Raw genomic sequence first — 13,163 nt, 5'->3', positions numbered from 1 at the left:
AATGACTTACGCGGGTGCGGGAGTGGTTTGACACGTCGGGCAAAACACCGGCGGAATGGTATCATCTCCCACACCCTCCCACGAACCACATCCCTCTCCCTGCGACTAACGATCGCCTCGGGGTCGAGGCTCGATTTCGGATGGAGACGATCGTGGCGTTTGCCTTGCCTTCGCGCGCGTATGATTTGCAGATGCTGGACCGTCCCGCTGATCGTGCGCGCGATCACGGTTGGGTCTATGGCCTGCCGCCGGGCATCAGCAGCGAGCAATGGCCGCTCGATCTCGTCACCGGCTTTCCGCTGATGCACGGCTTCACCTTGAAGCTGCCGGAAGACTATCGCGTGCATGGCGAGGACATCGTTGCGGTCTCGTTCTTCGCCACCGCGCCCGACCACAATGACGGCGGTGCGCCCGATGATCCCGAGATTCGCGAGGCCGTGGCGGCGCGACCAGCGCATCCGCGGCTTTCGCGCATGACCGATATTCTCGACTACGAATATGCAGCGTTGCTGCTGACCAAGGCCGAATATGAGGGCGCATTCGCGGCGCCGCCGGCACCGCTTCCGCTTGCGACAGCCGATCGGCCGCGCTGGCTCGACGTCGGCGGCGCCAGTGCCTTCTTCGAGGCCGCCGCGCCTTACGCAAAAAAGATGTTTGCCGCGCAGCTGCGCGCCGATCTCAGCGAGACCCGCGCGATCGCGCTTGTGCCACGCGCGACCGATCCCAATGCCGGCAAGGGCCCGCAGGACGAGCACACCCGACAAAACCCGCCGACTGGTTATCAGCCCTACTATTACTATGTCGGCGGCGTGCCGAGCCGCGACAATTTCCGCCTGCATGACTGGGGCAAGGATCACGCGCACAACCATCTCGGCGGCACCATGCGGCCGTGCCAGGCGGTGCCGGAGATGAGCCCGTTCTACATCGAGTTCGAGGAATATTTCGGCGGCTACAATTTCGGCGGCGGCAACGCGCAGCTCGACTTCAAGGACATGAAGTTCGACTGGGCGTGCGGCTGATCACGCCCCGCGCTTCGGCCCGATCGCCTCGAAGCCGACCTTCTGCTCGTCGCTCAAGTCTGCCTCGAAATCGTCGAGCGCGTCGCCGACGCCCTTCACTGCCTGCAGCATCGTCTCCAGCCGCGCCTTCACGGCCGTGAGGCGGGCCTGCGGCGTTGCGGCCGCATGGGTCGGGCAGGCGCTGAGCGTCTCCATGGTGCGCAGCGTAGTGTCCTGGAGCACCTCAAGCCGGGCGCGAGCGGTGTCGTCGAGCCTCAGCGTGGACGCGATCTCGCCGGCGGGCCATTGCTGCTGCACGAGCTGCTCGTATTGCCGCTGCGCCTGCACATCATAGCGGGGATCGTAGCCGGCCTCGCACGCGGCTGGCGTCTGCGCATCCTTGCGCTGGCCGGCCGCAAGCGCGGCACGGCGCTCGTTGGCCAGCGCGTCGAGCTTTGCCTTCTGGCCGGCATCGAGGAGATCGACGAATTTTGCGAGCGGCGGCGCGATTGCGTCCGTCGCCTTGATCATGGCCGCGAGGCGCGTCTGCATCAGGCCGAGGCGCTCCGCGGCGGTCGCGGGGACCTGCGTCAGGCAGGCCGTGCGAATGGTGTCGCGCGCAGCGACCCAGGCGGTCGCGAGCTCATCGAGCGCTGTGCGCTGCAATTCGTTCGGCTGCACCAGGGCGACGATACGGTCGACCGGCAGGCCGCCGGTGTCGCTGGCATCGCAAACGGCCTCGACCGAAGGGACCTTTCGCGCGCGCCTGCCTTGCGGCGCTGTGTAGGCGGCGAACTCCGTGGCCGCATAGGGCGCGAAGATCGCGGCGTAGATGTCGCCATAGCCATAGAGCGAGAGGCTGGTCGTATCGCCCAGGATGATCGCGGTGGTGAGGTCGTCATGCGCGAACGGCCAGAACACCGGGCCCGCCCAGCCATAGCTGCCATCGGGGTGGCGCCACCAGCCCTGCGGGCGACGGCCACCGTGCCAGCCCGACAGCGCAGCTTGCGCCGTAAGCGCCGCACGCAGGATGTAGGGGTTGGCCGGCTGGCCGCGTTCGGCGCCGCGAGGATCCTGCGACCTCAGCGCGGCGGAGCGGTATCGGCCGCCCCGTACCGCCATGCGCGCATGGCGCAGGCGAGTCATGCCGATCACGTGGCCCACGGCAAAGCGCGCGACACCGAGCGGACCACCGCGCAATCCGAACTGTGCCTCGGCCTTATTCGGCAGCAGCACTGCCGCAATCACAAGAGTAGCGCCCGCCAGCGCCAGTCCCATGCGTCCGGACATGAAAGCGGACCTGACCACCTTGGCCTCCTCCCAGCGGCAAGCGCGCACTACGACGCATCACAATGACGCGCTGGGGAACCGAATGTTCCGGAGAGACGGAGGGCAAAGCGTCGCAACGCGCACCGGCGTTGCCGATGCGGTCTCACTCCGCCTTCCGCGGCACCACAAAAGTCTGGCCGGGATAGATCAGGTTGGGGTTGTGGATCTTGCCCCGGTTGGCGTTGTAGATCACCGCGTAGCGGGCGCCGTCACCGTAAGCGAGCCTGCTGAGCGCCCACAGGCTGTCGCCGCGGGAGATGACCCGGTTGCCGCCTGCTTCGGCCGGTGCGCCGCTGATGGCGTCCGCCGGCGACGCCGATGCAACGGTCGTGGCCGCGGGCGCTCGCGCCATCACCCTGGGTTTCGGTGCACCGATAAATCTCGGCTGAACCGTGGGCCTGTCATGCGCCGATGCCTGGCGCGCCGATGCCGACGGCAGGGATGCCACGACATCAGACTTGTCGTCGGACTTCTCGGCCTGCTTCAGCTCCAGCTTCGCGGCCGGTGCCGGGCGCGCGGGCGGCGGCGCGGCTTCGGCGATGGTCACCGGCATGCTGCGGCCCGACTGCGTCACGGTACCGTCAGGCGCTTTCGCCCGCAGGGTCAGCTCATAGGAGCCGGCGGGAAGCTGCGGCGGGGTCATCACGAACTGGCCCGAGGCATCGGCGACAACCGTATCGAGCGGCTTGCCGTCGCGCAGCAGCTCGACCTGTGCACCCGGCGCGGCCCGACCCGCGATCACCGCCGCCTCGCCGTGATCGTCGACGCGCGCGACGTCGAACCGCGGGCCGGCATCGGTCGTGGCCGCCGGCGGCTTGGCCGGCACGAGATCGGCCAGCGCCATGGCCTGCTTCTGCGTCTCGGCCAGCGCATCGACCTTCGGCGCGGAGGCTGGGGGCGCCGATGGTGCAGGCGGCGCGGCGGCGGCGAGCTTTGGCTCGTCCGGCTTCGGCTCTGGCTTGGTCTCGGCCTTGGCTTCGGGCGTTGCCTCCGGCTTGGCGGCGACGGCGATCTCGGTCTGCGCGCCGCCCGGCAGCAGGCGGCGCAGCTCGGTGGGACCGATCACCAGCAGGGTGCCGCCCACCGCGAGCAGGCAGAATGCAATGAAGGCCTTGGAAGCGGTGATCATCAGACAATGAACCCTTGGATCGCAAATCAACCGAAGCCGGCAAATTGCGCCGATTTGGCTGCGTCAGCAAGTCGATCATTGGGATGATGCACCTTTCGTTCCGGCACGCCCGGCATGAACCGGCGGGGCACCGACGGCGTCAAATCACCGAGGCCGCATCGCGGTCATTTCTTGAGGATTTTTTTCCGTGACCGCATTTTGCCGTCCTGCACCATGGCTGGCGCTTGTCTTGACACTGGCCGCCTCTCCGGCGCTCGCCGCATCCGGCCCGCCGCCGGACTACATCCTCACCAACAATGCCGGCCTCGCCTTCACCTCGCCCGATGGCGCCACCAGGATCGAGCAGTACATGAAGGACGGCGGGGATTGGGACGTCAAATGGCAGGTCTGGGCTCGCCGCGGCGAGCAGATGACGGAGCTGAAGCCCGAGCAGGGCTACGGGGCCGGCTTCCGCTTCACCGGCGACTCGCAATGGCTGGTGCGGATGCAGAAGACCGGCTCGGGCGAGCAGGACCTCTATCTCTACCATGTCGAGAAGGGCGCCTTCGCGAGCGCGACGAAGAAGCCGCTCAGCGATCTCGCCTGGGCCTATTTCTACGGCCGGCCGGAGACGAAGAGGTTCGCCAAGCTCGACTTCCACATCTCGGCCAATCTCATGGAGGGTACGGAAGAGGCCTATCGCTCGCTCGGCATGGACTGGCCCAACAACCGCTACCTCGTGATCTCGCTGTCGGGCGAATATGACAATCATCCCAAGAACGTCGCCATGAAGGGACTGGGCGGCTGGCATTGCCGCTATGATCTCGAGACCGGAAAGTTCGACGTGCCCGAGACGTTCGCCAAGAAGAATGCGGAAGCCTTGAGGTGGGAAATCCGCCGGTGATCCCCCGGAATCGCGTCACCGTAAATCCAGCCAGCGGAGCTCCCGCCGATCGAGGGAAATCAACCCTCTGATTCCGTTCCGATTCATGTTTTCCTAACCCTTACTGGTAACGGGCTCTTGTCGGTTTTGCTGCATCTTGCATCCCACGGGAGGGCTGGATGGGCACATCAATCCGATGGACCACGCGCATGCGCGCGTTGCTCCGCCGTTGGCAGGGCGCGCCGCTGACGTGGCTGATCGCCGGCGGCTTCGTGCTGATGGTCGCGATGGCCATCGGCACCGCGCTCACCGTCGATCGTTTCCGGCAAAATGCAATCGAGAGCGGCCGCGACAGCCTGGAAAACTCCGTGCGCATGCTCGCCCGGCATTTCGACCGCGAATTCGCCGACTTTGCGGTGCTCCAGAAGAGCGTCATCGCCGAGCTTGAAAGTCACGGCATCGCATCCGCCGATCTCTTCCGCAGCGAGATGGCCACGCTGGCCATGCACGAGGTGCTGCGCGCAAAGGCCAGCGGCTGGTCCGACGTCGCCGGCGCCAACGTGTTCGATTCCAACGGCGTGCTGATCAACTCGTCGCGGCGCTGGCCGGTCGCCGATATTTCGGTCGCCGACCGCGGCTACTTCAATCGCCTCAGGAACGATCCGGCCTCGCAGGAAGAGATCGAGGTCGTGCCCGGCCGGCTCGGCAACGGAGCTGCGATCGTGTTCGCGCGGCGTGTCTCCGGTCCCCACGGCGAATTCCTCGGCATGGTGTCGCGGGCCATTTCGCCGGAGCAGCTCGAATCCTTCTTCGCCTCGGCCGGGCTCGGCGAGGAATCCTCGATCGCGATGCACCACCAGAATGGCCAGCTGCTCGCGCGCGTTCCGCATGTCGACACGATGATCGGACAGAATTTTCGCAACGGCACGCGCGAGCAGATGGCGGTGTTCGAGCGCACCTTCGTCACGACGCAGCTCGCCAGCCCGATCGACGGCAAGGACCGCATCGTCGCCGCGCGCCTCCTGACCGGTGAGCCGCTGGTCGTGGTCGCGACCAAATCGCTGGACGCGACGCTGGCCACCTGGCGGACGCAGACAAAATTCTTCGTCGCCGTCGCCGTGCTGTCGATCGGCCTGCTCGTGCTCACGCTGTTCCTGATCTTCCGCCAGATGACGCGCAGGCTCGCCGCGGAGAAGCAGCAGCTCGACACCGCGATGAACACCATGACGCAAGGCCTGTTGATGTTCGACCAGGACGAGCGCCTGATCGTCTGCAACCGGCGCTACATCGAGATGTACGGACTGTCGGCCGACGTGGTGAAGCCCGGTGCCTATTTCCGCGACGTGATCCAGCATCGCTATGACACCGGATCGTTCCACGGTGACGTCGCGTCCTATTGCGACGACATTCTGAGCAATACCGGGCGAACCCAGAGCGCCGTCGTCGAGACCGCGGACGGCCGCCTGATCGAGATCAAGAACCAGCCCGGCGCCGCCGGCGGCTGGCTCGCGACCCACGACGACGTCACCGAACGCATCCGCGCCGACGAGCGCATCGCGCATATGGCGCATTACGACGCGCTGACCGACTTGCCCAACCGCGTGCTGATGCGCGGCCATCTGGAGCGCCGCATCGCGGAGCTTGCCCAGGGCCAGCCGTTCGCGATCCTCTACATCGACGTCGACGAATTCAAGGGCGTTAACGATTCGCTCGGCCACGAGGTCGGCGACGAGCTGCTCCGCCAGGTCGCCAACCGCCTGCGCGCCTGCGTCAGCGGCAACGACCTCGTTGCGCGCCTGGGCGGTGACGAATTCGCCATCGTCAAGGCCGGCACCAGCGACCGGACCGAGCTGACGGCGCTGGCGGAAAATATCCTGAAAGCGCTGCGTACGCCCGTGGACTGCAAGGGCCAGGAGATCCCGACCGATGCCAGCATCGGCATCGCGATCGCGCCCGATCACGGCGACAATCTCGACGATCTGCTCAAGCGCGCCGATCTCGCGATGTATGCCGCGAAGTCCGAGGGCCGCCGCACCTTCCGCCTCTTCGTGCCCGAATACGACGCCAAGGCGCGGCTGCGCCGCCAGCTCGAGCTCGACCTGCGCCAGGCCCTCGCCCGCGGCGAGTTCGAGGTGCATTACCAGCCGCTGGTCGATCTCGCGGCCAATGTGGTCAACGGCTGCGAGGCGCTGCTGCGCTGGCGCCATCCCGAGCGCGGCATGATCTCGCCCGTCGATTTCATTCCGGTCGCGGAAGAGACCGGACTGATCGGCGAGATCGGCGAATGGGTGCTGAAGCAGGCCTGCACCGAGGCCGCGAGCTGGCCCGGCGATATCCACATCGCGGTCAACGTCTCGCCAGTGCAGTTCCGCGCCAGGACGCTGGCGCTCAAGGTTGCAGCCGCGCTCGCGGAGTCAGGACTTGCGCCCGGACGGCTCGAGCTCGAGGTCACCGAGACCGTGCTCATCCGCGACGACGAGGAGGCGCTGACGATCCTCCAGCAGCTGCGCGAGCTCGGCGTACGCATCGCGCTCGACGATTTCGGCACCGGCTATTCGTCGCTGAGCTATCTGCACCGCTTCCCGTTCGACAAGATCAAGATCGACCGCAGCTTCATCAGCGACATCGGCCAGTCCGAGGATTCCTCTCCGATCGTGCAGGCGGTGGTGCACATGGCGGCCGCCCGCCACATGGCGACGACGGCCGAAGGCGTCGAGACCGAAGCCCAGCGCGAGGTGCTGCGGCAGCTCGGATGCAGCCAGATGCAGGGCTGGCTGTTCAGCCCCGCCGTGCCGGCGGCGAAGCTGAGGCAGCTGTTGTCGGCGCAGGCGGTGGCGGCTTAGCGCGGCCAGTCACCCCATCCCTCGCCGACGCCTCGCTACTTCTTCTTCGCCGGTCCGAAATCCGGTTGCCAGGCGGCTTCCTTGCGGCTCGGCGCCGCCGCGATCACCTTGGATTTTTCCTTCTTCGGCTTCTTGGTTTCGCGATTACCGCGTTGCTGACCCTTTGCCATGTCGCTCTCCGTTGGTTCGAGCTCGTCGAGCTCATCCGATTGCAGCAGCCGTCCACGAGGGGTGCAGACCCTGACGTCCATGTAGCCTTCGCGCAGCAGTTTTCGAGCGAGGCGCAGCGCGAACGTCGCCTTGCCGCGACCGAGATTGGAGCTGCCGTATTCGTTGGTCCCGCTGACCAGATACGGCACAATTGTTGCCCTAGCCATTGAAGATGGCGGCCGCGCCGACGAGAAGCAGAAGAAACCGCGGAACCATCACCGGCGGCACGATCCGATCCGCGAAGCGAACGCACGCCATCGAACGCTCCTGCGAAGCCTTCGGCGGGAGCACACGTGCCCCTCAGTCACCGGTCGAAGCCGTTGAGACGTGCGGTGATGGCAGCGACCCTACGCCCGCACCGAGCCAATAGCGAGGGTTAAAATGCTGCGGAAACAATGGCTGCTGTGACATCGTCGCTTGCCGGCCCGGCGACGATAGTACTGGCTATTGCCGCGGCGAGCGCGCATGGTCGTGACGGCCGGCACCGGTTGGGGCTTCACTTGCGAAAGGCAGGCGTGCATGACCATCCGCTCGCGGCGTGAAACCGTCACCTTCAGGCATCCGTTCCGCATCCGCGGCGTCGAGCGCATGTTGCCGGCCGGCGCCTATGAGGTCGTCACTGACGAGGAGGCGATCGAGGGCCTGACCTTCGCGGCCTATCGCCGCGTTGCCACGATGATCACCGTGCCCGCCGAAGGCCCCCGCGGAACCTTGGAGATGCTGTCGATCGGCTCGGTTGATCTTGCGAACGCGCAGGCCGCAGACGCGAGCGTGGCGAATGACTGACCGCACCGTCGATCTCGACAAGCACCGGGGCATGGCCGCGCAGAAGGCGACCGACCTGCGCCGCGCGCTGGCGGAGGTCGAGGCAAATGTCAGGGAACTGCGCGAGCGCGAGGCCGATCTCGAGAACCGTATGATGACGGTGCCCGCCACGTCCTGGCCGGAAGCGGCGGTGAAGGCGCGCCATCTGCTCAACCTCTATGCTGCGAGCCTGCCCGCCGAGGACACACGCCACCGCGCGCTGGTGGCGGCGCTGTTGGACGATTTCGTCCGGCTGTCGGGTGATGACTGAGACAAACGACGGCCGCCTGCAGTCTCGACGTGCGCCACGTTCCGGCCAGCCGGGAATCGGCGGCGATGATTTGAGGGGCATCGTGCCAAGCAGCAATCAGGTGACGGAGTAAGCCATGACATTGACCAGCGGCCGCTTTATCGGCCACGAATACGATCGGATGATCGTCCGGTTCTCGATGCATGACGGTGCCAGGGAGATTCCTTGCGCAATCTCGACCTCGGCGATGGACTACCTCGAGCCCAGCCCGCAGGTCAGGCCCGAGCAACGTGAGGCCCAGTTCACTCGCCTGCGGGATCGCATCGAAGCACGCGCGGCGAGCAAATATCGCGCGACGGAGTTCGAAGGCACGCCGCCCGGCATCGTGCTGCGAGGCATCGACTTCAGGCTATAGGGACCCGAGCCTTGACATCCGGCAGGGGCGGCTTGCGCTCAAAAGGCTTCTTCTTCGGCGGCGCGGGCAGCAATCCTTCGCGGATTGCCTGCTTCCGCGCGAGCTTGCGGGCGCGTCGAACGGCCTCGGATTTCTCGCGAGTCTTTCTCTCCGAGGGCTTTTCGTAGGAACGCCGCTGTTTCATTTCGCGGAAGACGCCCTCGCGTTGCATCTTCTTCTTGAGAACACGGAGTGCCTGCTCGATATTGTTGTCTCTGACGAGTACCTGCAATCGATCCTCCTCCTCGCTTGGGGCTGCAAATGCGACACGCCCTGCATGGCAGCCAATTGCGCAGGAGCTTCATTGCGAATTTTGAGGATAGCGCTGCGACATTCGTCGCCAGCTTCGGACAAGTCGATGCGCTTGTCACAGCGATGCAACTTCGCGCTGGCACGTGACCACTCCAGTGCAGCCCTGTCAATCGATAAAGCCTTGGCTGCACGTCGGCCGGATCGCGTGAAGCCTCTCGATCGAGGCGCCGGAGCTGCCTGGCTGAGCCAAATCGGCCTTGCCGTCCTTGCAGAAAATCGAACGAGACATATATCGGGGGCGTTCGATCAGCCGCTGTGCCTCGTTGAATGCGCCCGCGGGCACCTTTTCCAAAGACATCGACCGAGTTGAAAGCGTTCGCGCGATTGTCGCGCGCCAGCCCGTTCGATCCCCGGATCGAGCGGGTTTTGCCGGTTGCACAACGGAGTGAAGCATGAGCGCCAGGAAATCCGCCGAGCTGTCACCCGAAAGCATCGCGCGCTCCAATCGCAGGCGCCTCGCCGCCGAAGAGGGAGCACTTGCACTGGCAGACGTCGAAAGGCAGTCCATCGAGATTCGCAAGAACATGGCGCGGCTTCGAGAGGCGCGCGAAGCCAAGCAAGCGGCTGACGCAGCCCTTCAAGCGGCGTTGCCGGCACCCGCGGTCAAGAAGCGCTCGAGCAGAGCGGCGCGAAAGCCGTCTTCAACGCCGCCGACGGAGCAGCCATCGCTACCCGCGAACGGTTCATAGCCCCGGAGATCGGGCCTCAGGCGCGCGGGCTCACTTCGCCTGCTTTGCCGCCCGGATCTCGGCGAACTCGGCGTCGGGATGGGTGACGATGGTGGTGAACATGATGCCGCTGATGATGAGCGACCAAGCGGTGTTCCAATAGATCCAAAACACGTGCCAGCCTCCGGTTCGACCTCGTCCGCTTGCGGGATCAGCATAACGGCAAGGCGAGGCTGATGTTCCCGGCGCGAAATACAGCGCTATTTTTGTTTGGTCGGCGGCAGCGTGCGATCGGTTTGGCCGGTGTGGCGCTTTGCCACGACGTCCTCATCGTGCGGACCCTCGCGCGGGCGCGGCGGCGGCTTGGGCTGGCCTTTCTGGCCGCCATGCTTGCCGCCCATGTCGGGCTTGCCTTCGAGGTCATTTTCACGCGGCATATGGGTCAATGCACTCCCGCGGCATTGGTTCGCAATGCCGATGCGATGTTGTGCCTGTGAACGAGTTCATAGGATCGTCGCCGTTTGCAGTGCACGATCATGTGCGGGCCCCGGGGTTTCAAACAACGGATGGACTTGGCTTGATGCGGAAACGATTGGTCGCCTGGACCATTTTGACCTGCGCGCTGCTGGCGGTGGCCGTGTGGGGCCTGCTCGGGGCACCCAACACTGCGTCCGGCCCGCATCTGCCCTCCCGCAGCCAGACGGCCGCAGTGCGGTAGCCACCGCGCGACCGATACAATTTCGGCATCGATCGATCTTCAACCGGAACTTGGTAAGGCGGCACGGCTCCCGCTATCCTCCGGACAAAACGACAAGGCCGTAACGCTGTAAGGAGGAGCCCCATGCCGAGACCGACACGCCGCATCGCGCCACGCGCTGCGATCGCCACCACCCTCGCCTTCCTCACCCTCGTTTCTGGAGTCCGCCCCGGCATGGCCGAGACCTTCGCCTATGTCGGCAACGCCGACAGCAACGACATCAGCGTGTTCAAGCTGGCCGAGAGCGGCGAGATGACACCGGTGCAGACCGCCGCCTTCACCGGCGTCGACAAGCCCGGCTCGTCGACACCGCTCGCGATCACACCCGACCACCGCGTGCTGATTGCCGGCGTGCGCTCGCAACCATTCCTCGCGGTGAGCTTTGCGATCGATCCCAAGACGGGCCAGCTCAGCCCTCTCGGCAATGGTCCGCTTGCCGACAGCATGGCGAACATCGCCGTCGACAGCACTGGCAAATTCCTGTTCAGCGCCTCCTATGGCGGCAACAGGGTCGCGCTGAATCCGCTCAGCCCGAACGGCGTCGCCGGCGAGCCGAAGCAGGTGATTCCGACCGGGCTGAATGCGCACGCCTTCCTGCCCTCGCCCGACAACCGCTTCGTGTTCGCGACCAATCTCGGTTCGGATCAGGTGCTGACCTTCGCGTTCGATGCAGTCGCGGGCACGCTGGCGCCGAGCGATCCGCCGGTGACCAAGGTGCCGGAGAAATCGGGACCGCGGCACTTCGTGTTTCATCCCAACGGCAAGTTCGTCTATCTCGTCCATGAGCTGAACGGCGACGTCGCGGCGTTCAGCTATGAGGCCAAGAGCGGCGCATGGGACGAGATCCAGCGCACCACCGCGCTGCCGGAAGGCTTTACTGGCAAGCCCTGGGCCGCGGACATCCACATCACCCCGGACGGCCGCTTCCTCTACGCCTCCGAGCGCACCACCAACACGCTCGCCGGCTACAAGGTCGACGCAACAAGCGGCAAGCTGACCACGATCGGCAGCGTGCCGACGGAGAAGCAGCCGCGCGGCTTCCACATCGATCCGTCGGGGCGTTACCTCGCCGCAGTCGGCGAGCTCTCCGACAGCATGACGGTCTATGCTATCGACCAGAGCAGCGGCGCGCTCGCCAAGCTGAAATCCTATCCCACCGGCAAGAAGCCGAACTGGGTGGAGTTCTTGACGCTGCAGTGAGGCTACTTTCCTACCCTCCCCTGGAGGGGTCCGAGACGAGCGTAGCTCGCTCGTGGGTCGCTAGGCATTGAGCGAAGCGAAATGCGTAGCGGGGTGGGGTGACGGCCTCTCCGCCTCGCACACTGCCCGAGTGGAGAGATCACCCCACCCCGCTCGCGCTGCGCGCGATCGACCCTCCCCCTCCAGGGGAGGGTAAGAGACGGCGAACCTCTTCGTCCTTGCCACGACTAATCCAACAAGCGGCATCGCGCCGCCTGCGCTGCGGCATTCTCATCCGGCCGGCCCATGGTCCGCCGCGGTTGCTTCTGCTAACGATGAGGCCGTCAAGGCCCCAACCGGAATGACCGATGCGTTCATTGCCTGCGCGTTCCTTTCCTAAAAAACTCGTTGCTCTCGCCGGACTGGTTCTGCTGTCCGCCCAGCCCGCGCGCGCCGCCGATGACGACGCGCCCAAGGGGCCCGCGGTCACAGTGCTGAAGGTCGCAAAATCCTGCTTCTCCGACATCGTCGAGGCCACCGGCACGATCATCGCGCGCGAGGAGACCTCCGTGCGGCCGGAACGTCCCGGCCTGAAGGTCACGGACGTGCTGGCGGAAGCCGGCGACACCACCACGGCCGGCCAGGTGCTGGCGCGGCTGGCGCTGCCCGAAGGCGGCACGCTTCAGGTCACCGCCCCCGTGGCGGGCGTGATCGCGACGTCGACCGCGCAGATCGGCAACCTCGCCTCGGCCAAGGGCGAGGCGCTGTTCACGATCGTGGCGCGCAGCGAATATGATCTGGTCGGCCTGGTCGCGACCACCGATATTCGGAAGCTCGCGGTCGGCCAGCAGGCGACGGTGCGCATTGCCGGCGCGGGCGATCTCGACGGCAAGGTGCGCCGCATCGGACCGACCGTCGAGCCGAACATCCAGCAGGGAATGGTCTATATCGGCATCTCCTCGCAGAAGCGGCTGCTGCTGAACGCGAGCGGGCGCGCGCTGATCAAGACCGGGCAGAGCTGCAACGTCGCGGTGCCGCTGACCTCGGTGCAGTATTCCACCGCCGGCACCGTGGTGCAGGTGATCCGCCGCAACCGCGTCGAGACCAAGCGGGTTGAGATCGGGCTGATGTCGGGCGGCAATATCGAGGTTCGCGACGGCCTCAACGAAGGCGATATCGTCGTCGCCCGCGCCGGCGCGATCCTGCGCGAAGGCGATCCGGTGCGCCCGGTGATGGCCACGGAAGCCGCGAAGTAGGGCTCGCCTCAACCGTCATTGCGAGCGAAGCGAAGCAATCCAGAATCTTTCCGCGGAGAGACCCTGGATTTGGGGGGGGGGGGGGGGAAGTGAGGGGGGGGGGGGGGGGGGG

General features: G+C 65.8%; 17 protein-coding genes. 11 read left to right on the top strand and 6 right to left on the bottom strand.

The features are described from left to right. The first annotated feature begins 152 nt into the window (after positions 1-152). Positions 153-1,019, top strand: a complete 867-nt coding sequence (locus AC0L3X_RS22535) for a hypothetical protein (protein WP_063986003.1) — start codon at positions 153-155, stop codon at positions 1,017-1,019. Here the strand turns inward: AC0L3X_RS22535 and AC0L3X_RS22530 are convergent, their stop codons facing one another. Then, positions 1,020-2,288 carry a Spy/CpxP family protein refolding chaperone gene (locus AC0L3X_RS22530; RefSeq protein ID WP_063986002.1) on the bottom strand — a complete coding sequence of 423 codons (1,269 nt, stop codon included), beginning with the start codon at positions 2,286-2,288 and terminating at the stop codon, positions 1,020-1,022. It lies immediately after the preceding gene. A gap of 142 nt (positions 2,289-2,430) precedes the next feature. Beyond that, positions 2,431-3,456, bottom strand: a complete 1,026-nt coding sequence (locus AC0L3X_RS22525) for a LysM peptidoglycan-binding domain-containing protein (protein WP_063980490.1) — start codon at positions 3,454-3,456, stop codon at positions 2,431-2,433. Between the two features lie 187 nt (positions 3,457-3,643). Here AC0L3X_RS22525 and AC0L3X_RS22520 point away from each other — a divergent pair, with 187 nt between their 5' ends. After that, positions 3,644-4,339, top strand: a complete 696-nt coding sequence (locus AC0L3X_RS22520) for a hypothetical protein (protein WP_231143775.1) — start codon at positions 3,644-3,646, stop codon at positions 4,337-4,339. Between the two features lie 158 nt (positions 4,340-4,497). Next, positions 4,498-7,161 carry a bifunctional diguanylate cyclase/phosphodiesterase gene (locus tag AC0L3X_RS22515; RefSeq protein WP_283017921.1) on the top strand — a complete coding sequence of 888 codons (2,664 nt, stop codon included), beginning with the start codon at positions 4,498-4,500 and terminating at the stop codon, positions 7,159-7,161. Positions 7,162-7,196: 35 nt separating this feature from the next. Here AC0L3X_RS22515 and AC0L3X_RS22510 read toward each other — a convergent pair whose 3' ends face one another. Further along, entirely contained in the window at positions 7,197-7,520 is a 324-nt protein-coding gene (locus AC0L3X_RS22510; protein WP_049807642.1) for a hypothetical protein, read from the bottom strand. A 370-nt stretch (positions 7,521-7,890) separates the two neighbouring features. Between AC0L3X_RS22510 and AC0L3X_RS22505 the strand changes: the two genes are divergently transcribed. The 3 genes from AC0L3X_RS22505 to AC0L3X_RS22495 all read left to right on the top strand — a co-directional run bounded on the left by AC0L3X_RS22505 (position 7,891) and on the right by AC0L3X_RS22495 (position 8,840). Then, positions 7,891-8,157 carry a hypothetical protein gene (locus AC0L3X_RS22505; RefSeq protein WP_063986001.1) on the top strand — a complete coding sequence of 89 codons (267 nt, stop codon included), beginning with the start codon at positions 7,891-7,893 and terminating at the stop codon, positions 8,155-8,157. Then, complete coding sequence (locus AC0L3X_RS22500) at positions 8,150-8,446, top strand: hypothetical protein (RefSeq protein WP_028149307.1); 297 nt, start codon at positions 8,150-8,152, stop codon at positions 8,444-8,446. The genes AC0L3X_RS22505 and AC0L3X_RS22500 overlap by 8 nt, the downstream gene beginning before the upstream one ends. A 115-nt stretch (positions 8,447-8,561) precedes the next feature. Continuing rightward, complete coding sequence (locus AC0L3X_RS22495; protein WP_028149308.1) at positions 8,562-8,840, top strand: DUF1488 family protein; 279 nt, start codon at positions 8,562-8,564, stop codon at positions 8,838-8,840. On the opposite strand, the gene rpsU is transcribed toward AC0L3X_RS22495, so the two are convergent. Both rpsU and AC0L3X_RS22485 read right to left on the bottom strand, forming a co-directional pair. Continuing rightward, positions 8,830-9,111, bottom strand: a complete 282-nt coding sequence (rpsU, locus tag AC0L3X_RS22490) for a 30S ribosomal protein S21 (RefSeq protein WP_063980487.1) — start codon at positions 9,109-9,111, stop codon at positions 8,830-8,832. The genes AC0L3X_RS22495 and rpsU overlap by 11 nt on opposite strands. Positions 9,112-9,297: 186 nt before the next feature. Next, positions 9,298-9,624 carry a hypothetical protein gene (locus AC0L3X_RS22485; RefSeq protein WP_187387869.1) on the bottom strand — a complete coding sequence of 109 codons (327 nt, stop codon included), beginning with the start codon at positions 9,622-9,624 and terminating at the stop codon, positions 9,298-9,300. Between AC0L3X_RS22485 and AC0L3X_RS22480 the strand changes: the two genes are divergently transcribed. Next, positions 9,584-9,880 carry a transcriptional regulator gene (locus tag AC0L3X_RS22480; RefSeq protein WP_084794926.1) on the top strand — a complete coding sequence of 99 codons (297 nt, stop codon included), beginning with the start codon at positions 9,584-9,586 and terminating at the stop codon, positions 9,878-9,880. The genes AC0L3X_RS22485 and AC0L3X_RS22480 overlap by 41 nt on opposite strands. 30 nt (positions 9,881-9,910) lie before the next feature. On the opposite strand, the gene AC0L3X_RS22475 is transcribed toward AC0L3X_RS22480, so the two are convergent. Next, positions 9,911-10,033 (bottom strand): hypothetical protein, encoded by a 123-nt coding sequence (locus AC0L3X_RS22475; RefSeq protein ID WP_256376446.1) that lies wholly within the window; start codon positions 10,031-10,033, stop codon positions 9,911-9,913. Between the two features lie 62 nt (positions 10,034-10,095). On the opposite strand from AC0L3X_RS22475, the gene AC0L3X_RS22470 reads away from it, so the two are divergent. From AC0L3X_RS22470 to AC0L3X_RS22455, 4 genes are all read left to right on the top strand, one after another. Continuing rightward, complete coding sequence (locus AC0L3X_RS22470) at positions 10,096-10,356, top strand: hypothetical protein (protein ID WP_187387868.1); 261 nt, start codon at positions 10,096-10,098, stop codon at positions 10,354-10,356. Positions 10,357-10,439: 83 nt separating this feature from the next. Next, positions 10,440-10,577, top strand: coding sequence for a hypothetical protein (locus tag AC0L3X_RS22465; RefSeq protein WP_175627410.1), 138 nt, complete (start codon positions 10,440-10,442; stop codon positions 10,575-10,577). 123 nt (positions 10,578-10,700) lie between these two features. Continuing rightward, positions 10,701-11,816 (top strand): lactonase family protein, encoded by a 1,116-nt coding sequence (locus tag AC0L3X_RS22460; protein WP_063980485.1) that lies wholly within the window; start codon positions 10,701-10,703, stop codon positions 11,814-11,816. A 347-nt stretch (positions 11,817-12,163) separates the two neighbouring features. After that, a complete protein-coding gene (locus AC0L3X_RS22455; RefSeq protein ID WP_063980484.1) occupies positions 12,164-13,051 on the top strand; it encodes an efflux RND transporter periplasmic adaptor subunit in 888 nt (295 codons plus the stop codon). Positions 13,052-13,163: the final 112 nt, after the last annotated feature.

It is taken from the genome of Bradyrhizobium sp. MI1.7 (assembly GCF_055811795.1).
Note: the sequence above shows the minus strand (reverse complement) of the source record. Positions and strands in the feature narration are given on the sequence as shown.